The sequence below is a fragment of the Neisseria sp. 83E34 genome (assembly GCF_001308015.1).
In the GTDB taxonomy this organism is placed as follows: domain Bacteria; phylum Pseudomonadota; class Gammaproteobacteria; order Burkholderiales; family Neisseriaceae; genus Neisseria.
The window spans coordinates 186,075-206,965 of the sequence record NZ_LGYH01000004.1; the positions used below are offsets into that span (position 1 = coordinate 186,075).

At 44.7% G+C, this 20,891-nt stretch carries 17 protein-coding genes; 9 read left to right on the plus strand and 8 right to left on the minus strand.

Annotated features, from left to right (window positions below):
* The first annotated feature begins 32 nt into the window (after nucleotides 1-32).
* Together AKG09_RS05700 and AKG09_RS05705 are read left to right on the plus strand one after the other, a co-directional pair.
* Nucleotides 33-2,639 carry a toll/interleukin-1 receptor domain-containing protein gene (locus AKG09_RS05700; RefSeq protein WP_054618494.1) on the plus strand — a complete coding sequence of 869 codons (2,607 nt, stop codon included), beginning with the start codon at nucleotides 33-35 and terminating at the stop codon, nucleotides 2,637-2,639.
* A 530-nt stretch (nucleotides 2,640-3,169) separates the two neighbouring features.
* Complete coding sequence (locus AKG09_RS05705) at nucleotides 3,170-4,021, plus strand: hypothetical protein (RefSeq protein ID WP_054618495.1); 852 nt, start codon at nucleotides 3,170-3,172, stop codon at nucleotides 4,019-4,021.
* Nucleotides 4,022-4,344: 323 nt separating this feature from the next.
* Here the strand turns inward: AKG09_RS05705 and AKG09_RS05710 are convergent, their stop codons facing one another.
* From AKG09_RS05710 to rfbD, 4 genes are all read right to left on the minus strand, one after another.
* The gene (locus tag AKG09_RS05710; protein WP_054618496.1) at nucleotides 4,345-5,238 is read right to left on the minus strand and encodes an ABC transporter permease subunit; all 894 of its coding nucleotides are present in this window, start codon (nucleotides 5,236-5,238) and stop codon (nucleotides 4,345-4,347) included.
* Nucleotides 5,231-6,202, minus strand: a complete 972-nt coding sequence (locus AKG09_RS05715) for an ABC transporter permease subunit (protein ID WP_054618497.1) — start codon at nucleotides 6,200-6,202, stop codon at nucleotides 5,231-5,233. Before AKG09_RS05715 ends, AKG09_RS05710 begins: the two co-directional genes overlap by 8 nt.
* 10 nt (nucleotides 6,203-6,212) lie before the next feature.
* Nucleotides 6,213-7,337, minus strand: coding sequence for an ABC transporter ATP-binding protein (locus tag AKG09_RS05720; RefSeq protein WP_174263009.1), 1,125 nt, complete (start codon nucleotides 7,335-7,337; stop codon nucleotides 6,213-6,215).
* A gap of 369 nt (nucleotides 7,338-7,706) precedes the next feature.
* Nucleotides 7,707-8,582: a dTDP-4-dehydrorhamnose reductase gene (gene rfbD, locus AKG09_RS05725; protein WP_054618498.1), complete on the minus strand. Its 876-nt coding sequence runs from the start codon at nucleotides 8,580-8,582 to the stop codon at nucleotides 7,707-7,709.
* Nucleotides 8,583-8,728: 146 nt separating this feature from the next.
* Between rfbD and AKG09_RS05730 the strand changes: the two genes are divergently transcribed.
* Complete coding sequence (locus AKG09_RS05730; RefSeq protein ID WP_197272119.1) at nucleotides 8,729-9,058, plus strand: YnfA family protein; 330 nt, start codon at nucleotides 8,729-8,731, stop codon at nucleotides 9,056-9,058.
* 245 nt (nucleotides 9,059-9,303) lie between these two features.
* Nucleotides 9,304-10,620 carry a DUF445 domain-containing protein gene (locus AKG09_RS05740; RefSeq protein WP_054618500.1) on the plus strand — a complete coding sequence of 439 codons (1,317 nt, stop codon included), beginning with the start codon at nucleotides 9,304-9,306 and terminating at the stop codon, nucleotides 10,618-10,620.
* 161 nt (nucleotides 10,621-10,781) lie between these two features.
* Here AKG09_RS05740 and AKG09_RS05745 read toward each other — a convergent pair whose 3' ends face one another.
* From AKG09_RS05745 to hemA, 4 genes are all read right to left on the minus strand, one after another.
* Nucleotides 10,782-11,969 (minus strand): O-antigen polymerase, encoded by a 1,188-nt coding sequence (locus AKG09_RS05745; protein ID WP_082391823.1) that lies wholly within the window; start codon nucleotides 11,967-11,969, stop codon nucleotides 10,782-10,784.
* Between the two features lie 297 nt (nucleotides 11,970-12,266).
* A complete protein-coding gene (gene glnD, locus AKG09_RS05750) occupies nucleotides 12,267-14,825 on the minus strand; it encodes a [protein-PII] uridylyltransferase (protein WP_054618502.1) in 2,559 nt (852 codons plus the stop codon).
* 132 nt (nucleotides 14,826-14,957) lie between these two features.
* Complete coding sequence (gene metF, locus AKG09_RS05755) at nucleotides 14,958-15,791, minus strand: methylenetetrahydrofolate reductase [NAD(P)H] (RefSeq protein ID WP_054618503.1); 834 nt, start codon at nucleotides 15,789-15,791, stop codon at nucleotides 14,958-14,960.
* A gap of 222 nt (nucleotides 15,792-16,013) precedes the next feature.
* Nucleotides 16,014-17,273 (minus strand): glutamyl-tRNA reductase, encoded by a 1,260-nt coding sequence (hemA, locus tag AKG09_RS05760; RefSeq protein WP_054618504.1) that lies wholly within the window; start codon nucleotides 17,271-17,273, stop codon nucleotides 16,014-16,016.
* A gap of 362 nt (nucleotides 17,274-17,635) precedes the next feature.
* Between hemA and AKG09_RS05765 the strand changes: the two genes are divergently transcribed.
* The 5 genes from AKG09_RS05765 to acpS all read left to right on the plus strand — a co-directional run bounded on the left by AKG09_RS05765 (nucleotide 17,636) and on the right by acpS (nucleotide 20,874).
* Nucleotides 17,636-18,088 carry a hypothetical protein gene (locus AKG09_RS05765; RefSeq protein WP_054618505.1) on the plus strand — a complete coding sequence of 151 codons (453 nt, stop codon included), beginning with the start codon at nucleotides 17,636-17,638 and terminating at the stop codon, nucleotides 18,086-18,088.
* Nucleotides 18,089-18,115: 27 nt separating this feature from the next.
* Nucleotides 18,116-18,748 carry a pyridoxamine 5'-phosphate oxidase gene (pdxH, locus tag AKG09_RS05770; RefSeq protein ID WP_054618506.1) on the plus strand — a complete coding sequence of 211 codons (633 nt, stop codon included), beginning with the start codon at nucleotides 18,116-18,118 and terminating at the stop codon, nucleotides 18,746-18,748.
* A 158-nt stretch (nucleotides 18,749-18,906) separates the two neighbouring features.
* Nucleotides 18,907-19,653, plus strand: a complete 747-nt coding sequence (gene recO / locus AKG09_RS05775; protein ID WP_054618541.1) for a DNA repair protein RecO — start codon at nucleotides 18,907-18,909, stop codon at nucleotides 19,651-19,653.
* 71 nt (nucleotides 19,654-19,724) lie between these two features.
* Nucleotides 19,725-20,456, plus strand: coding sequence for a pyridoxine 5'-phosphate synthase (pdxJ, locus tag AKG09_RS05780; protein ID WP_054618507.1), 732 nt, complete (start codon nucleotides 19,725-19,727; stop codon nucleotides 20,454-20,456).
* Nucleotides 20,457-20,496: 40 nt separating this feature from the next.
* A complete protein-coding gene (gene acpS, locus AKG09_RS05785; protein WP_054618508.1) occupies nucleotides 20,497-20,874 on the plus strand; it encodes a holo-ACP synthase in 378 nt (125 codons plus the stop codon).
* Nucleotides 20,875-20,891: the final 17 nt, after the last annotated feature.

Consider the following 20,891-nt stretch of genomic DNA (forward strand, 5'->3'; position numbering starts at 1 on the left):
TTTATTATCACTTTTTTATTGAAAGAATATTTATGTCAGTAAAAATTTTTATTAGTTATTCACATAAAGATGAAGATTTTAAAGATGAATTAATTGCCCACTTATCAAGCCTTAAGAGACAAAATAAAATTGATTTATGGCATGACAGGTGCATTACAGCAGGGACAGAATGGAAAGAGCAAATAGATTCCAATTTAGCTGATAGCGATATCGTGCTATTTTTAGTAAGCTCTGATTTTTTAGCTTCGGATTATTGTATGAATAAAGAAGCGCAGCAAGCCATGCAACAGCATGATTCTAATCAGTCTGTTTTAATTCCAATTATTATTCGTTCAGTTGATTGGCACGAAGAAAATATTTCTCGTTTTCAAGGCTTACCAAAAGATGGAAAAGCTGTTAATACATGGAGTGATAGGGATACAGCTTGGTTAAACGTAATTGAAGGAATTAAAAAAGTTTTGGGTGATACGCAAAAAAAGATTAACTTGCTCCCGCCGAATAAAATAATTCCGGAGAATAAAGGGGGCAATCCAGAATTTTTACAGAATCTCAATATTACTGATATTAAGTTATCTCACAGCAAATTAGAAGAAATTAAATTATCTGACATTTTCGTTTATCCCGATGTCGTAGAAATACTAAACGATGATGATGTACTTATTGCTCCAAAATCATCAGAGATGATTTTTAAAAAATTAGAGCATATTATATTTTTCGGTGAAGAACAGGTTGGAAAAACTTCTTTATTAAAAATAGCTTTTCTAGAATTATATACTCATAGCCCATTTATTCCACTATTACTATCCGCTCCTAATATTAAGCAAAGCAATACAGATGCTGTAATTAAAAAGGCCTTTTGTGAACAATATGAAAATTTAGAATTAGAAAAAATTTTAGAAGAGAATAAATTAGTAATATTAATTGATGATTTTGATAAATGCCAAATAAAGAACAATCAATCAAAAAACAACCTTATACGAGATTTGAAAAGGATTACAGATAAAATAATTGTTTCAGCAAATGAATCCTTTAGATATATTATCCCCGACATTTCTGAATTAAATAGTTTTCACGCATATGAAATTAAACTATTTGGCTATCAGAGACGTGAAGAATTAATAAAGAAATGGCTAGAATTGGGTGATAAAGACTCATTGACAGAAGAAGAGCTATTTAGTGATGTTAGTGAATTAACTAATAAATTTAAAACTATTATTAGCAATAACATTGTGCCTTCCAAGCCCATTTATTTAATAATTTTTTTACAAATGCAAGAGGCTGTAAATAATCAGAATGTTGAACTATCCTCTTATGGACATTATTATCAACAATTAATTTATCAATCTTTTGAAAATGCAAGAATTAGCAAAAATAAATACGATAAGTATATAAACATACTGTCGGAATTTGCATATTTTATTTTTCAGCAAAAAGAAGATAACTACTCTTCAACCGATATTAAATTACAAGATTTTTTTAAGTCATATGAACGTCGTTTTTTAGTCGAAGATTCACAAATAGAAATTATTGATAATCTAATAAAATGTTCTATCCTATCAAAAGAAAATGATAGTTTAAAATTTAAATACCCATATATATTCTACTTTTTTGTAGGTAAAAAAATTGCTGATGGTTTAGGTGATAGTGTACAAAATAAAGAAATTCAAAACTCTTTTGAATTATTGCTAGATTCATTACATTTGGAAAGTCATGCAAATATTTTAATATTTTTAACACATCATACAAAAAATCGATCTGTATTAAATCAAATTACTGAATACCTACAAAAACTATTTAAAGATCAAAGTCCAGCAAAATTAACTAGAGACGAAGTTAAATTTATGACGGACTTTATACAACAAATTCCTGATTTAGTTTTAGAACAGCGAAATGTTAGAGATGAACGAAATAGATATAATGAGAATTTAGATAAATCAGAAGCATACTATGCGAAATCTGATTTAGATAAGGAATTTGAAGAAGAAATGAAAAATAATGATTTGCTATCAAATATTAATAAATCATTTAAGGCAATAGAAATTGCAGGGCAAATTATTAAAAATAGACATGCCTCTATTGAAATTAGCGAACTAACAAATTTAGCACAACAAGGAATATTAACAGGATTAAGATTCTTACAATACTTTATTACTTTATCTGAACAATTCCAGAATGAGATTTTAGAAGTTATTCAACAAAATTTACGAGAACATCCATCTATCACGAACGAAGAAATAGAAAAGAATGCCGAAAATATTTACTTACAAGCAACATATGGTGTTATTTATGGCGTATTAAGAAAAATAGCCATGTCAATCGGCTCTAGAGAAGCATTATCTATCTATCAAAATACAGTTAATGATGCCGAAACAGATAAAGCAATACCTGCTAATTTACTTATATATCAATCTATACAATTATCATTTGGTAGTAAAAGTTTAAATATAAGTACTTTGCAAGATACATATAGTAAAATCAAAGACAATCCCGTATGCATTAGATTGTTAAAAGAATTAGTAATTCAGCATACATATATGTTTCCTGTGAATTACCAAACTAAACAAAAAATTGCATCTTTACTAAAGTTACCATTTAAAACTCAAGTTTTAATGGATAAACAAAAACGTGTAAAAGTGTAATTTTGAAATAAGCAAACCGTAGCCTGCATAAAACCTAAATCCCATGCGTAAGGTGTGTGCGGTACGTGCGGTACACACCCCGCGTTGTTCGGGCTTCTGTTCCAATGCCGTCTGAAATTTTCTTTTCAGACGGCATTGTTTTGAACATAAATAATGTGGCGTGATTTTAAAATCTTTGCAGCCGATATGAGCTATTCCATTCAAAACCGCGTGCGTGGCTGCGCCGCACATCCTACCGATAGTTTAACGTTTGCCATTCTTAAAGCGTAGAGCTTTTACCCAAAGCCACGCACGCGTTGCCTGTACCACGGCGATTCATATACTCAAGGCCGTCTGAAAACAAGCTACTCAGGTTTCTCTGAAACATCTTATCTCTCTCATTCCCCAGCACCTAGACCTAATGAAAACAATGATTTATATTGTTAATATAACATCAAAACAAAACAGCATTCCCAAATATCCACACACCCAAACTAAAAAATTTCTGTTGAATTGGCTTGAAGCAACCTTTAACTGTGAGGGAGAAGCAAATGGAGAACTATCTTCCGGAAAATGCGAAAACCGGTATCGTGCAGTCGATTAGAAATATACAGGTGGGGTCGGTCGATATTTTGGGGAACACGGTTGTGAATGTGCTGGCGATGCACAACGAGTATGTGATTTATGAAATCGACAGCCCGAATATTCAGAGCAGAATCAAGCTTTTTATCGACGGCCACACGGATGAATCTGAAAAAATCATACGGGATAGATTCAATAAGGTGAGGTGCGATTATATTCTCGCCAAAGCCATTCTTTCGCGCTCGATTGATTTTGAAACGAACAAGCAGCGCATTGCTCATGCGCTGGCGATGTGTTTGAACAATGATGATGAAGACAATGTCAATCTGTTCCCGCGCATGATTGCTGCGATTCATAACGAGCAGAATCTGATTTTGAAAAACAGGCTGCTTTATCTGATGCCGAATATTATTTCTATCTGTTTGTGCGTGTTGTTTAAAGTGGCTTCGGAGGTGTTTCCGTTTGAAAAAAACTATGCTTTTCTCACAAACTTTTTAGAGATTCTGCCGTTTATTTTCGCCATTCTGCTCGGCAATAGCACGGGGGTGTTGATTAATTCGAAAAACTTGAGTTTTCAGGAATTTGAAAGAAGGCATTGCTATTTTCTGATTGGTTTGGAGCGTTTGTTTCTGGCCTTCTTCACGGGTAGCATCACTTATATTCTGATTAAATCCAACCTTATCAGCTCGGTGATTTTGTCGGACGACAATCCGTGGTCTTTAATGCTGATTTTGATTATTGCGGGCTATTCTGAAAGTTTTATCCCGAGTATTTTAACGAAATCGGAATCCGTTATTCTTACTTCTGCATCTTCCAAATAAATGTTGCCAATGAATAGGTTGCCTGAAATATCCTATTCAGTAGGCTTTTTTCTATTTCTGATAGGAATGTATGCTTTAAAGCGTTTGTACGATTTTATATACATATTGTTTCGACTTGTTTATGCAATGCCTGTCTGAAAAAGCAATTTTCAGACAGGCATGTGTTGTATCAATTTATTACTTGGAAGCCTCTTTGTGCTTAGATCACTTAATTTTAATAACGGTGACGGCATGTTTGATTAACTATATACAAGGGGTAAATGAAAAACCGCAGGTTTATGTAATCATAATCCTGCGGTTCGGCTTGTATGGATGCAAGCGGTTTAATGATGAATGGCTTGTTCCACGGCGAGCTTTTCCTGACGTTCGGCTTCTGCGGTTTCCCGCTCGCGTTTGGTGGCTTGGCGCATCATGTACCAATTGATGATAATTACCAATGTGCCGACAATGGCAATCATGATGGTAGCCAATACGTTCATCTGAGGATCCAAACCACGTTTGATTTTAGAGAAAATCACTTGCGGTAGTGTGGATGAGCCGGGGCCGGAAAGGAAAGATGTGATAACCAAGTCGTCCAGAGAAAGCGTGATGCCGAGCAGGAAGCCGGATACGATTGCGGGGGCAATCAGGGGCAGGGTAATCACGAAGAAAATCTTCAAGGGGCGGGCGCCTAAATCCATTGCGGCTTCTTCCAGCGATTGATCAAGCTCCATCAGGCGGGAGCGGATAACCACGGTAATATATGCCATACACAAGGTGGCGTGACCGAGAAAAATGGTGAAAAATCCGCGGTCAAGCCATTCGGCAGAGTTGCCCGTGATGCTTTGTATCATGCCTTGCACTTGGATGATCAGCAAAAGCAGCGATAAGCCGGTAATGACATCAGGCATCACCATAGGAGCCGACACCATGCCGGCAAATAGGGTGCTGCCGCGAAAACGTTTGATACGTGCTAAGGAGTAGCCGGCCAAAGTGCCGAGAATTACGGCAACGAATGAGGAAACCACTGCGATACGTAAAGATAGCCACGCAGCTTCCAAAATTTCACTGTTATTGAGCAGGCGCGCATACCATTTGGTCGAGAACCCGCCCCACACGGTTACGAGGCGGGAATCGTTGAATGAGTAAATCACCAACACGATCAAAGGAATATAGAGGAAAGCCATGCCGATAAACAACATTATCTTGAGGAACCAAGACATTTTTTGATTAGCCATGTTTTCCTCCTTCTTCTAATTCGCGGTTTTCATAATGCTGGAACAAAGCAATGGGCACGACCAGCAGCAAGACCATAATCACGGCCAAAGCGGCGGCAAGCGGCCAGTTATTGGCATCAAAGAAGGTCATCCAAAGGGTTCTACCGATCATGAGGTTATCGGAGCTGCCAACCAAATCGGGAATCACGAATTCGCCTACACAAGGGATAAATACCAGCATGGAACCTGCGATAATGCCGGTTTTGGATAAAGGCAGGGTAATGGTAAAAAATGATTTAATCGGGCCTGCGCCTAAGTCGGAAGCGGCTTCCAGCAGGCGGCCGTCGAATTTCACCAGCTGAGTGTAGAGCGGCAGAATCATAAACGGCAGGTAGGCATAAACCATCACAAGGTTGAGCGAGAAAGTGTTGTAAAACATTTGCAAAGGCTCATCGATAATGCCGTATTTCATCAGTAAATTATTAATGATACCGTTTTGGCTCAATAACCCCATCCATGCATACACGCGTAATAGAAAAGAAGTCCAAAAAGGCAACATGATGGCCAGTAACAGGGTGTTGCGGTAAGCGGGTTTTGCACGGGCTATGCCATAAGCCATCGGATAGCCTAAAAGCAGACAGATAAGGGTGGTGGTAGCAGCCGTTTTTATCGACAGCCAATAGCTGCGCAGATACATATTATTGCCTGTAGCATCGCCCAGGCCGAACATCTGTTTGAGCGTGTCGGTAAAGTTGGCAAAAATTTCCTGATAGTTGTAATACACGAGATGCAGGGTTTGTTTGCCTGTTTCTTCATCGACTATGAATAGATCGCTGTATGGTGGAATTTTCAGCTCTTGTTCGGCAAAGCTGATTTTCAGCACGATGAAAAACGGAATCAGGAAAAGCACCAGCAGCCATATGTAAGGTATGCCGATGACAATGCCGCGCCCTGGGCGTAGGCGGCGTTTGATGTTGATAGACATGGGCGTTTCCTCAGCGGGTTAATGGGGTGGGTTGGTTTTCGGGCCAATCCAAATAAACTTCTTCATCCCAAGTAGGCGGCGTGATATTGCGCACATACCAATAAGGCGCAGGAACCTGGCTTTTAATAATGCGGCCGTTTTCCATTTGCACATGGTAGATGGCGAAGCTGCCGAGGTAGGCAATGTCTTTTACAATGCCTTTCGCCCAGTTGTGGCTGTCGCGATGGGCTGGCTTTTCTTTATGTAAATCAATATCTTCTGGTCGGATACTGATCCAGATGGTTTGCCCTTCTTTACCTTCAAATTTTTGATCGGTGTAGATTTTGCTTGGCAATTCGGGGCAGTTAATTAAGGCATGGTGCTCGTTTATGCTGTCGACGGTGCCTTCAAAAATATTGGTTTCACCAATAAATTCAGCGGTAAAGCGGCTGTTGGGGAAGTCATAAATATTGCTGGGGGTGTCGACTTGTTTGAGCTGGCCGTCGGACATAATGGCAACGCGGGTAGCCATGGTCATGGCTTCTTCTTGATCGTGTGTAACCATAATGCAGGTTACGCCCACGGTTTCGAGCGTATCCACAAGCTCAAGTTGGGTTTGCTGGCGTAATTTTTTATCCAAGGCACCCAATGGTTCGTCAAGCAGGAGGATTTTCGGGCGTTTGGCAAGGCTGCGGGCTAATGCTACGCGCTGCTGCTGGCCGCCTGAAAGTTGATGTGGTTTGCGTTTGGCAAATTTGGTCATTTGAACCAGGCGCAGCATTTGCTCCACGCGCTCGGCGATTTCGCCTTTGGGCATTTTGTCTTGCTTGAGGCCGAAAGCGATGTTTTGCTCCACAGTCATATGCGGGAAAAGTGCATAGCTTTGGAACATCATGTTGATAGGGCGGTCGTAAGGAGCGAGCTTGGTAATATCCTGTCCGTCAAGAATGATGCTGCCTTCGGAAGGGGTTTCCATGCCGGCAAGCATGCGAAGAAGAGTTGATTTGCCGGAACCCGAACTGCCCAGCAAAGCAAAGATTTCATGTTTGTCGATATTAAGGTCGATGTGATCGACAGCGTAATTGTCACCAAATTTCTTAACCAAGCCTTTGATTTGCAGATAGGGTTGGTTGGCAGACGCAGTGGTCATGGCAATACTCCGGTAAAACGAGTACCGCAAAGCGGAATTTCGCAAGGGTGAAAATAAAGCTGTTTGATTGCTCTCCGTGGGAACCTTCAAGCGTTCGGGCAGCGCGAGAATGATTTTTTCAAAATCTGTAATTATATTTTGTTGTGGTAGGGCGGGGCAATCAAAAATTGATTTTTTCAGTGAAATAATCGGTTTAATCTTGATTGAGTGTTTTTTCCGATAGGGATTGTTGTATTTATGTTTGGTCGGGCTTATAGCGGTATAGGCACAAGGTTGTTTATAGGTTAATGAAACAGCTACGGTATGAACACAATGCCTGTCTGAAAAATGTTTTCAGACAGGCATTGTGTTTTGCCGGCTTTAGGAAGCGGTTTATTAGGATTGCTCTTCAGCCAACAATACCGGCACGATTTTGTTTAACGCGGCTTGCCAGTCGGATACGTTTAGGCCGAGTGACTTGATTTTATCGCAGTTCATTACGCTGTAAGCCGGGCGGGAAGCCGGGGTGGGGTATTCGCTGGTAGCGATGCCATTAGTGGTGGGCACTCGGAAATCGCGGCCGCTTTGCGAGGCGGTTTGGAAAGTGGCGCGTGCAAAATCGCACCAGCTCACGGATTTGTCGCCGCAATAATGGTAGAGGCCGATGGGGAAATTTTGCAGCTTCAGGGCGTTGATAATGGCTTGTGCCAGATCACCTGCGTAGGTGGGGTTGCCGATTTGGTCGTCCACCACGCCTAAGGTGTCGCGGTCTTTGGCGAGACGCAGCATGGTTTTGACGAAGTTGTTGCCGTATTCGGAAAACACCCATGCGGTGCGGATAACCATGCTGTTGGGATTGGCGGATAGGGCAAGCAATTCCCCCGCAAGCTTGGATTTGCCGTAGATGCCGACAGGATCCGGCGCATCGGTTTCCGTGTAAGGTGTTTTGGCATTGCCGGGAAAAACGTAATCGGTGGATACATGTACGAATTTTGCGCCCACAGCTTGCGCGGCGGCGGCCAGATTGTGGGTGCCGGTGGCGTTGATGGCGAAGGCTTTGTCGCGTTCGCTTTCGGCTTTATCCACTGCGGTGTAGGCAGCTGCGTTGACTACGGCATCGGGTTGGAAATTTTTTACCATGTTCATCACACCGGCAGCATCGGTGATGTCGAGTGTTTTGGAATCGGTGGCGATTAATTCCCAGTCTTCCGGCAGGCGGTCTTTAAAGCAGCGGCCGAGCTGGCCTTTGGCTCCGGTGAGCAGAATTCTCATTTGTTGTATCCTTCTTTTGTGTAATCGTTAGTAATTTGGGCGACTATTGTATAGCCTATTGGAAAAATAATACAGTAACAAGTTTGGTTTTGTGGCATATGGAGCGATAAAATGTTTGCAGGAAATGCCTGTCTGAAAAGGTGGATATGAATAGTGTGAAAATGTTGTTGCTGTTTGGCATAACGGCGGTGATGGAAATTTTAGGCTGCTGGCTGCCTTATCTGTGGTTGCGGCAAAATGGTTCTCCATGGCTGTTGTTGCCTGCTGCGGTTTGCCTTGCAGTGTTTTCTTGGTTACTGACGTTACATCCTGAAGCGAGCGGGCGAGTTTATGCTGCTTACGGCGGAGTGTATGTGAGTACGGCTTTAGTGTGGCTTTGGCTGGTTGATGGTGTACGTCCGCAGCTTACGGATTGGTTGGGTGTGGTTTTATGCTTGATTGGTATGTTGGTAATTATGTTGGGTTCGGGCAGGTAGGGATTAGGTTAAAATTGCTTAATTTTTAGGCAAATTTTAAATAGTGATATGTTTCAAATGTTAAAGCAGTTTATCCACATATTGTGCACATGGCTGCCAACATTTACTGTATATAGCCTGTATGCCTGTCTGAAAAAGCTGCAAAAGGTTTATTTGAAAATATATCAAGGGGTTGAACAAATCTTTTTTGCGACCATGTATAAAATAATCAACATTGATTGGGATAAATATTAAGGAATACCGCCATGCAAACTCTATCTGCCGAAGTGCGCACTGCCAATGCCCGGGCGCGTTTGCGTAAAAACCGTATGTTTGCAACCGGCTTGCTGGTTTTGGCATGTGTGTTGTTTGTTGTTGCCACGATTTTTGTGGGCCGTTATCCGGCATTGGGTTATCTGAAAGCATTTGCCGAAGCGGCGATGGTGGGTGCGCTGGCGGATTGGTTTGCGGTTACCGCGCTGTTCCGCCATCCGCTTGGTTTACCGATTCCGCATACGGCGATTCTGCCAAAAAACCAGCACCGTATTGCAGAGGAGCTGGGGCGTTTTATCGAACATAATTTTTTACAGGATAAACCGATTGCGCTCCGTGTGTATCAGGCCGAGCCAAGTGAAAAACTGCTTTATTGGCTGAGTAAAAACCGCAAACAATGGTTACCCAATCTGGCTGCGCAGATTCCAGCTTTACTGAAAACAGCCAAGCCGGAGCAGGTAGCGCGCTTTGGCAGCCAGATGCTGATGCAGCAATACAGCGGGGACAAAATCGGCAAAACGCTGGCCGATATATTGACTTCCGTCAAGCGGCAGGGGCTTGACGATGTGTTGCTTTGCGCTTTGATGAAACAGGTGCGCCGTTGGTTGAAACATCCCGAAACACGTATGATGCTGGAGCAGAGTTTGAACGAGTGGGCGGTAAAAATCGAACGCGATGCGCCGAATACTTGGGACAAAATCAAAGCCTCGCTTAAAGGCACGCTGCTGGAAAAAGTGGACGGCTGGATTTCGGAAAAAGCCTTGGATTGGGCCGATGGCTATTTGGCCGCAGCATTGGAGAACCCGCAGCACAGGCTGCGTCGGTCTGCTTCGGAGCAGATTGACCGTATCGCGCACGCGTTAAGGCATTCGCGCCTGTGGCACCGACGGTTGGAGGCAACCAAACGCGAGTTGGCGGCCTCGTCTGCTTTGCAGGAGGCGGTAACGAGTTTGTGGCTGGGTTTGCAACAATGGTCGCAGGATGATGTGAAAAAAGCGGATTCGCTGGTTCGGGCGCAGATGGAAAAGTTGTTGGAGCATATGCTGCGGCAGGCGGCGGAATATCCTCAGTTTATGCGGCGGATGGATGTGCGCGTTTCGCTGATAGTGCGTGATTTGGTAAACAACTATAAAGACCGTGTTGCGGCTTTTGTAACTGACAAAGTGAAGAGCTGGGACAGCGCACAGATGGTGGAAAAACTGGAATTAAGCGTGGGCAAGGATTTGCAGTTTATCCGCATCAACGGCACGCTGGTCGGCGGTTTGGTGGGGCTGGTAATTTATTGCGTGTCGGAGTGGGTGTTGAAGTAGTTTTGAAATTATTCAGGGGGGTTTATGATGAATCAACTTAATAAACGTATGCTTGTCATACTCTAGTTTTAAGTCATGAGTATGATGGCACGATAGTTTAACCATAATTTTAATCTCGCTTATAAAATGCCTGTCTGAAAAGTTTCAGACAGGCATTATGGTTAAGTCCTTTTTCTGCTAATCAGCAGCAAGCAGCCTAAAAACATTTGAATCCAAGTGGAAATCAGAGTCATGTATTGATCTTGCAGCATTTGGGTTAGTAGGGGGTAAAGCGAGATGGCGTAAATAATCATGCAAAAATCGTTGGTTTTACGCGCTTGTTTATACAGTATCCAATGTATCGGCAAAAAAATCAGCGGAATAAAAAAGCCGAACACATAGAAGTCACGCACATACACTTCATAAACCGTGTAGAGGTTGGTTGGTGCGGGTGTGAATTGATAGCCTTTTACAATGGGCCCGGGCGGATCAGTCAAACCGAATGCAGAGAGTATGCTTAAAATAAAACGCAATGAATAATCGCCGAAAGCCAGTGTTCTTAATTCATCCGTAATCATGGAAAGGGCTACGAAAGGCGCAATGAAATAACTGTGCGCACTTTCAATGAAGCTGGCGGCATTCTCACTAAAAGAAGCGTCGGGGGATGCGCCTTTAGAGGTTAAAGCGGCTACTAAAAAGAACATACCCAATAAAACAGAGCCCAAAACAGCCAGAGCTTTCAGTCTAATTTTACCCATCACGGCCAAGGGTGTAACCGTAAAAATAAAGATCATTAGGAAGAATGTGCGTCCGGTGGTGAGATAAGCATAAATCAGGGCGAGCAACACGGCTAATATTGCCTGCCATTTGTTGAGCTCTTTTTTTGCGGCGTAATACACGCCTACTGAAGCGCTCAAAAATGCCAGCGTATATAGATAGCCCAGTTTACCCATGTCTTTGCCTTCATTATTGAACACATAACGCAAGCGGGTGTAGCCCGAGCTGGTGAAAATACTTTCTCCTGCATAATCGACAACCATCTGATAAAACGTTGGTAATGCGGCAATCAATGCCAGCTGTATAATCGTAAATATTTTTTTATTCAATTGGTATTGAGGGGCATTCGGCATAAAGCCCGGTTTGAATGGCCGTGTACAAACCATCATGAATAAAGCAATCAGCTGTACACATATTTGAAGGAATAAATATTCTTCTGAAATCGGTCGATAAGTGTGTTGAAAAAAAGCATAAGCCACAAAAATAGCCGACCAAACGCCGAAGTAGAGGGTAAACGGATTAAACGGTCCTAGCCTGAAATATTTAGATAGGAAAAATCCGCTTAAAGAGATGAGGGTTAAAATAACCAACATAGAATATCAAATATGTTTGTCAGGATTGAAAGTAAGTAAAAAATGCTTATCCATTATAATGCATTTGTTATTAATTTGTAATTTAAATTACGGATTTAAATGAAATTATTTTATATAAATTTACTTTTCAAGATATAGTTAGCACCATAATATTTATTTTGATTTTATATAAGGCAATATATCTTGTTGCCACATATTCCAAGGATAAATGCCTGTCTGAATCTTTCAGACAGGCATTATTTTAGAATTACACAGGAAAATCAGCCGAATGCTAAAGCACAATCGTTTTAAAAATACTCAAATGCTTAGCTGCTCAAGAAGCCGCTGTTTTAATAGTAGCTGCTGTTTCGGGTTGGCGAGTTGAGGGCTATATAGCAGAAAGCTGTCTTCCACACGTTCGTCTAAAGTATTGATTTTAGCGTAACGCAGGCTGATATCCAGTTCGGCAAACACTTCTGTGATGTCAGCCAGCAGGAAAGGGCGGTTGACTGCAATAATCTCCAGCGTAAACCAGCCGGGATAGTCTTCTTCTTCGGAGAGAAACAGGTTGGGCGCAATCGGTTGATGTCGGGCGCGGCGGCTTTTTACGCCGCCTGATAAATTATTGGTGCGGAATTTGCCTTGTATAAAGCAGTTTAGTTCTTTTTCCAGCGATGTGCGGATGCGCGGGTAGTCGTGCGGGCTGTAATGATTGGGAAACTGAACAACGAATGTATCCAGGATATAGTTGTGTTCGGTTACGAAAGCGCGCGCTGCCACAATATCCAAGCCGGAATGGCTGAAAATGCGGCACAAGCGGGTAAACAGGCGGTCGGCGTTGGGCATATACACCATCACTTGCAAAGTAGCGGCATCTTGCAGATTGCGTATGGCAATTTGTGATTCTTCCAAATGCTCGATCAGAATCGGCAGATGCCAGAGGATTTCCTGCTCTTCATGCCGCACAAAATAAGCAGGGCCGAGCGCTTGCCACAAGCGGCGCTGCTGCTTAGCATCATAACCGGCTTGAGTGAGCGATTCGGTGGCACTGTTTTGGCGGATGCTGGTAATGGCTTTGCGGTTTTTTTCCACACCGGCCAGGCGCTGTGCTGTTGAGTGGAACAGATTTTCCAGCAAACTGGCTTTCCATGAATTCCAGATTTTCGGGTTGGTGCCGCGGATATCAACTACGGTAAGCAGATAAAGAGCGGTTAGCCGCTCTTGCGTTTTAACCCGGTCGCAGAAACGGGTAATCACATCAATATCATAAATGTCTTCTTTTTGAGCTACGGTGGACATCAACAGATGGTCTTCAACCAACCAAGTTAGCAGGTCGCTTTCTTCTTGGGTGAGGAAATGGTCTTGGGCAAATTTTGCCGCATCTTTGGTGCCTTCTACCGCATGGTCGCCACCCCGGCCTTTGGCAATGTCATGAAACATGGCGGCCAGATAAAGCACATGTTTTTTTTCAAACGAATACATCAGCCCGGAAGCGAAAGGCAATTCATGGACATGGGCGTCTATAGCCAGGCGGCGCATATTGCGCAGCACCATCAGGATGTGGTCGTCAACAGGGTAGATGTGGAATAAGTCGTGTTGCAGTAGGCCGGTGATTTTTTCCCAGGCAGGCAGGTATTGGCCGAGCACGCCGTAAAGATTGAGAAAACGCATGGTGCGGGTCAGACCGTTACCGGTTTTGAAAAAGCCGATAAAGCGCTCGCGGTTGACGGGATTTAGGTAAAAATCTTTATTGATATTGCGGGTCGCTGCCCACCATTGGCGCAAGGTTTGGGGCGCGATGGTTTTCAAATCGTTGCGATTCTGGATGATTTCGATGATTTTGAAAATATGGGTAGGGTCGTTGCGGAACAGATTTTTGTCTTTTACCGCAATCTGGTTGTCGACTTGATAATATTCGTCGTCGATATGGTGTATATGGCGGGGCAATACTGAATATACGCGGCCCCGCAACATGGGGATGATGATGCCGTTCAGCTGTTTGACGGTCTTTGTGGCACGATAAAGCCGGTGCATCAGTTTTTCACTTTTTATGCGGTTATTGTCATTTTGAAAACCCATGTCGGTGGCGATTTTATTTTGCAAATCAAAAATCAACCTGTCTTCTTCACGGCCCGCGGCCAAATGCAGCTCGATTCGGATGCGTGCCAGCTGCTTGTGGCTGTTGGAAAGCAAACCGGCTTCCATACGCGTGAGTACGCGGTTATGCACCAATGAATGTGCTGATGTTGATAAACCCTGCGCTTTGGCCAGCCACATCATGGTGTGGATATCGCGCAGGCCGCCGGGGCAGGTTTTGATATTCGGTTCAAGCAGTGCGCCTGAGCCTTTTTGCTTGTCGTGGCGCTGTTGCATTTCCACTAATTTACCTTCGATAAATAGAGCGGCATTGCGTTGCAGGTTGAGTTTTTGAAGCATGGTATTAGCAGTGTTTTGGTCGCCGCAGATAAAGCGTGCTTCGAGAAATGCTGTTTCGCCGCTAAGGTCGTCTTCAATACTGCGGCACAATTCATCTATGCTGCCGACTTTGGCTGCGGGCGTAAGCTGCATATCCCATAGGGTTTGAATCAACGCGGCGGCGGCTTCTCGATGCGCTTCGGTCAGTGCTGTGTCTGAAACCACGGCCAAATCCAAATCGGAATAGGGGTACATTTCCCGCCTGCCGAAACCGCCTGTTGCCAGCAAGCATATGCCGCTATCGTCAAATAATTCCTGCCACAATGAGGAAAGCATGTTGTCCAAGGCTTGGGTGTATTGCTCGAAAAACACATTGGGCTGCCGCTTGAACAAATAGGCAGCGATGGCTTGTTCTTTTTTTAGGCTTAATTCTTTTGCAAGGGTTGGGGCAGAGTTAGGCATGGCGGTTTCACTCAGTTGGTTTCAGACAGGCATTTTGATTCCGAATTATATAGCGCTATTGTTTCATTATGCATAATACGATGCCTGTCTGAAAAATATTCAGACAGGCATCGTGTATATAAACATAGAATTTTAATAACCTAAGCGCTGGCAAATGGTGGATACCAATCCGGCTTGGTTGAGCGTGTAAAAATGCAGACCCGGTGCACCTTCGCGTAGCAGGCGCTCGCACATTTCGGTAACCACATCCAGCGCCAGCGATTTAATGGCAGCCGTATCGTCGGCATAAGATTGCAGCTTCAAGCGCAGCCAGCGGGGGATTTCCGCGCCGCAAGTATCGGAGAAGCGGGTCAGTTTGGAGAAGCTGGCAATCGGCATGATGCCGGGAATAATCGGAATATCCACCCCGCGGCCTTGCACATCGTCGACGAAGCGGAAATAGGCATCGGTATTGTAAAAATATTGGGTAATGGCCGAATCGGCGCCGGCTTTGACTTTGCGTACAAAATTATTCAGATCGTCTTCTGCGCTGCGGGCTTGCGGGTGAAATTCGGGATAAGCAGCCACTTCAATATGGAAATGGTCGCCGAACTCGTTTTTAATCAATGAAACCAATTCGTTGGCGTAAAACAAGCCATCCATACCCGCACCCATACCGGAAGGAATATCGCCGCGCAGTGCAACGATATGGCGTATACCCAGCTCTTTATATTCATTCAACAAATCAACTACTTCCTGCGGTTGCATACCAATGCAGGGCAAATGCGGTGCGGCAGCAATGCCTTCACTTAAAATATCCTGAATGGTTTGCATCGTGCCTTCTCTGGTGGAGCCGCCTGCGCCGGAGGTGCAGCTGAAAAAATCCGGCGCGTATTGGCTGAGCTGTTTGCGTGTAATTACCTGCTTGGCACGGCCTTCGGGTGTGCGGGTAGGAAAGAATTCGAAACTGAGTTTGGGCAGCGACATGCTTGAAGCTCCGTAAAATTTTTAGATGATGCTTAGGTTATGTGCTTGATTGTGCGAGTGCAAGCGGTAAAAGCTGTTTTTCTTGTGAAAAATATTCTTTTAGATATGAATTTAATTATTGCTCACATATTATTCTTGAAAAATCATATGCTTGTTTAAATGAAGCAATGCCTGTCTGAAAACGGGTTGATAAGTTTTCAGACAGGCATTGCTTTTATGTGATCATGATTTATCAGAATTGTGCAGGCGGTAAATCCGGGCAACCGCTTCCGATAATTCATTATTATGGCTGCTGGCTTTGGAAAGCGTTTGCGTGGGAGAATGCAGCAACTTATTGGTAAGCTGCACGGATAATCGTTCAAGTACTTCTTCCGGTGATGTGCCTTTAGCCAACTGCTTCATGGCGTTTTCCAACACATAACGGCGGGCGCGTTCGCCTTCGTCCCGCAATGCCCGAATCAGCGGCACGTTTTGCCGGCTGCGCTGCCAATCGATAAATTCAGCTACTTTTTGCTCTACCATAGCCTCGGCTTCCGCTGCCGCACGCTGGCGGGATTCTTTACCGGTTTCAATGATTCCGGTCATATCGTCAACGGTGTACAGATAAATATCATCCAGCTCGTTCACTTGCTCTTCAATATCCCGGGGCACTGCCAAATCCAGCATAAACACAGGCATGTGTTGCCGCTCTTTCAAGGCTTTTTCCACCATGCCTTTGCCGATAATAGGCAACTGGCTGGCCGTAGAAGAAACCACCACGTCATAATCGGACAAAACGGCAGGCAAATCACTCAATAAACAAGGCTCGGCATTGACGCTTAATTTGTCGCACAATTCTTGCGCTCTAGGCAAGGTGCGGTTAACAACAGTAATAAGGTTAGGCTTTTTAGCGGCGAAATAAGTAGCCACCAATTCGATCATTTCACCCGCACCGACGAATAGAACGTTTAAATCGCTTACGGAAGGGAAAATCTGTTCGGCCATTTTCACTGATGCAGCCGCCATAGAAACGGAATTTTCGCCTACTGCGGTAGAGGAGCGGATTTCTTTGGCTACGGAAAATGTTTTTTGAAATAAGGCGTTCAACCAAGTGCTGACGGCAGATTGCTCTTGAGCAACCCGCACGGCATCTTTGAGCTGCCCCAGAATCTGCGGTTCGCCCAATACCATGCTGTCCAAGCCGCAGGCTACGCGGAATGCGTGTTGTATGGTTTCGCTGCACCCGTAGGTATAAAGATAAGGGCGGATTTCTTCAACCGCCAAGCCTTGATAGTTCGCCAGCCACTGCACAACGGCTTCCGTATCACCCACGCAATACAATTCGGTTCGATTGCAGGTAGATAAAATCACTGCTTCCTGCGCGGCACGGCTGCTTACCAAATTGCCTACGGCTTCAGGCAATACCGCAGCGGCAAACGCAAGTTTTTCGCGTATGCTCAAAGGAGCGGTTTGATGGTTCAGACCTACGGCAGTCAGTTGCATGGCGGGATTTTCAGCTTGGGAGAATGTGGAATAAATAAACGCGCTATTGTATCAAAAAAATGGATATAAGTATGCGGGGTTTAAGTAATAGAGGAGAAATTTGATTGTCTGTTTATGCTCCTGGCTGTATGAATTTCCAAGTGATTATCCGGCTTCGGCTGCTTTGCATTGCATGTTGATTGAACGCAGATTGCCGATGAATAGGCTGATAGGCAAGGTTGCTTGGTAAACAATACTTAAAGTTAGTGCTTTTTTATTTTTTTATGATATAAGTATAAAAGCAATTGGGTTAATAAATTATTTTTTAGGAATGGAGCGCTTTATGTTACACAAACAGCGCTTTGCACAGGAAACTGATAAACATGAGTAAATACCCTCATATTATTTTGGCATTGCTGATCGGCTGTGTGTTCGGCTTAATCGCTTCGCAACTGTTTTTCGCGCCTTCGCGCACATCCGAGCCTTTATTTGACGCGCCGGATGCGCCGGTAGCCGACTTCAAAACATGGCAAAACAATAATTGGAAATTCAAGCTTTCCAGCAACAATGATGAAAGTACGGCAGAGGTGGCCGTGTTGGAAAATCAGGTTCTTCCGTTTAAAATTATGGTTAACGGCGCCACTTCGCCTAAGTTTTTCCAAATGGATATCTCAGGCGTGCCGCACGAACCTTATGGCACGATTACTTTGGTTGGTGATGAGGAAAAAGGGTTTATCAAAGAGGTGGAGCTTTGGTCCGCACAAAAAATTTACCGCCTCAAACGCACCAAGGCAGGTGGCAGCTGGACAATGCAGGAAGTGAGCCTGAAAAAATAAATGCCTGTCTGAAAAAGGAACAACATCGTGGATTTGCATGACATACGAGAAGAGTACAGTAAAAAGGAATTGTCGGAACAAGAATGCGACGCCAGCCCGATTATCCAGTTTGAACAATGGCTTGGCGAAGCAATGAAAGCGGCGGTCAACGAACCGACTGCGGTTAATGTGGCCACCGTAAGGGAAGACGGCAGGCCTTCCAACAGAATGGTGTTGTTGAAAGAAGTGAATCCCAAAGGTTTTGTATTTTTTACTAATTATCAAAGCCAGAAAGGGCGTGCGATTGCGGCCAATCCGTTTGCTGCGATGACTTTTTTCTGGCCCGAATTGGAGCGGCAGGTGCGCATCGAAGGGTGCGTGGAAAAGTTGAGCGATAAAGATTCAGACGAGTATTTCGATTCCCGGCCTTATACCAGCCGTATTGGTGCTTGGGCCAGCGAACAAAGCAGCGTATTGGAAAGCAAAGCCGTATTGGTGGCGAAAGCGGCAGCCGTAGGTGTAAAGCATCCGTTCCACGTGCCGCGCCCGCCGTATTGGGGCGGCTATCTGGTGATTCCCGATGCCGTGGAATTTTGGCAAGGCCGCCCGAGCCGCCTGCATGACCGCATACGTTACCGTTTGGAAAATAATGTGTGGATTAAAGAGCGTTTGTCACCTTGATATTTGCGTATTCAAATCAGTTTAAAGCCGGAGGATTGCCCATCTCCGGCTTTGTTGTTTTGTGGATCGAAAAATATTTCTGATTTAAGCCGTAGAGCATCCGAATTTAATATGAAGCTTGGGGTATAATTCGCGCAATTATGCCGACACTGCAAACTATGCCTGACAAATCCCACCGCATCAATCACCAACCGGCTTTCCTGTTGACTGCTACCCCGTGGCGGGAAAGCAGCTTGTGGCTGGAGGTGTTCAGCCGCGATTACGGCCGTGTGGCGCTGCTGGCGCGTAGTGCGCGCAAACGGCAGAGTGAATTGCGTGGCGTGTTGGTGCCTTTTGTGCCGATGAGTGCATCGTGGTATGGCAGCGGCGAATTGAAAACGCTGCACCGCGCCGAATGGCTCGGCGGTTGGGCTTTGCCGCAAGGTAGGGCGCTGTTTAGCGGGTTGTATGCTAATGAATTGATGTTGAAACTGACTGCGCGCGAAGATCCGCATCCAAAGCTTTATGATGCGTTGTTTGGCTTGATGAAGGCAGTGGCCGGGCAGCCGAATCATGTGGCAGCTTTGCGCTGCTTTGAGTGGTCTCTGCTGACCGAGCTGGGTTTTGCGCCGGATTTGCAGCATGATGAAGCCGGTTGCGCGATTGATGCGGAGCGCGATTACTGGCTGCGGCCGGAGCATGCGGCCTTACCGCTTGATGGCGCCGATAATGTGCATATAAGCGAAGCGCAGGGTGTGGTTGTCAAAGGCAACAGCTTGATTCAACTGCGCAAAGGTGAGTTTGATAGTGGAGACAGTTTGCAGCAGGCTTTGAAACTTACCCGTATGCTGATTGATTTCCGCTTGCCGGAAGGTGTGAAATCAAGACAGGTTTTGCAGCAGATGCAGGCTTTTGAGTTTGAATGAACAAAATGCCTGTCTGAAAAAATAAAGCGGCACGTTGGAATTGCCGCTTTAGTGAAAGAAAGGAAAAATCCATGCTCTTAGGTGTGAATATTGACCATGTGGCCACCCTGCGCAATGCGCGCGGCACAACTTATCCCAGCCCGCTGGAGGCTGCTTTACTGGCCGAAACGCATGGTGCCGACTTGATAACCCTGCATTTGCGCGAAGACCGCCGTCATATTAAAGACGCTGATGTGTTTGCAATTAGAAGTGCCATCCGCACACGCATGAATCTGGAAATGGCGCTTACCGAAGAAATGTTGGAAAACGCCTTAAACGTGATGCCGCAAGACGTGTGTATTGTGCCCGAACGGCGTGAAGAAGTAACCACAGAAGGCGGGCTGGATGTGTTGGCACAGCAGAAAAAAATTGCCGAATACACGGAAACCTTAACCCGAGCCGGTATCCGGGTTTCACTGTTTATCGACGCTGATGAAGCGCAGATTCAAGCGGCAAAAGATGTGGGTGCTCCGGTAGTGGAATTGCACACGGGCGCTTATGCCGAAGCCCGCACGCACGAAGCGCAGCATAAAGAATGCTCGCGCATTGAAATCGGCGCTCATTTTGCCAGCGAGTTGGGTTTGGTGGTAAACGCAGGGCACGGGCTGACCATACACAATGTTACGCCCATCGCCCAAATTCTTGCCATCCGAGAGCTGAATATCGGCCATTCGCTGATTTCGCAAGCCGTATTTTTGGGTTTGCCGGAAGCCATCCGTCAAATGAAAAAAGTGATGTTTGAAGCTCGCGCTTTACCTTATTAATGTTTTTCAGACAGGCCTGTCTGAAAAGAAGGAGATGCCCATGATTTATGGAATCGGTATGGATATTATTGCCCTTAACCGCATTGAGCGGCTTTATAAAAAATACGGTCAGGCTTTTGCCGAACGCTTACTGAGCCAGGTGGAGCTGCCTGAGTTTGAACAGGCCGGCAAACCTATCAGTTTTCTGGCTAAACGCTTCGCTGCCAAAGAAGCCTTTTCCAAAGCAGTGGGAACCGGCATCCGCGGCATCGTTTCGTTTCCGCGTATCACTGTCGGTCACAATCATTTGGGGCGACCGGAAATTTTATGCGATGCGGATTTGCAGTCTTGGCTGGATGAGCAGGGCATCAAGCAAGTGCATCTGAGCATAAGCGATGAAAAAGATGTAGTGCAGGCTTTTGCTGTAGCGGAAAAATAAAAGAGCAAGCCGATTTA